Origin of the sequence: Pseudomonas sp. 32_A (assembly GCF_017490905.1) — a bacterium.
Taxonomy (GTDB): domain Bacteria; phylum Pseudomonadota; class Gammaproteobacteria; order Pseudomonadales; family Pseudomonadaceae; genus Aquipseudomonas; species Aquipseudomonas inefficax.
On sequence record NZ_JAFGYI010000461.1, the window covers coordinates 1 to 247 of the forward strand.

The 247-nt window shown below is 63.6% G+C and carries 1 protein-coding gene; it reads left to right on the plus strand.

The window, feature by feature from the left end; all coding sequences use genetic code 11:
• Positions 1–247: amino acid permease (locus tag J5M58_RS27445; protein ID WP_207880643.1), on the plus strand; the 247-nt coding region annotated here is incomplete at both ends.

Consider the following 247-nt stretch of genomic DNA (forward strand, 5'->3'; position numbering starts at 1 on the left):
CTTTTCCTCGGCCTGGGGCTACTGGATCAGTGCCTGGCTGGGCAACGTCGGCTACTTCGTGCTGCTGTTCAGCACCTTGGGCTTCTACTTCCCGGTGTTCGGCGAGGGCAACACGCCAATCGCCATCATCGGCGCGTCGGTGCTGCTGTGGGCGGTGCACTTCCTGGTGCTGCGCGGCATCAAGGAAGCGGCGTTCATCAACCTGGTCACCACCGTGGCCAAGGTGGTGCCGCTGCTGCTGTTTGCC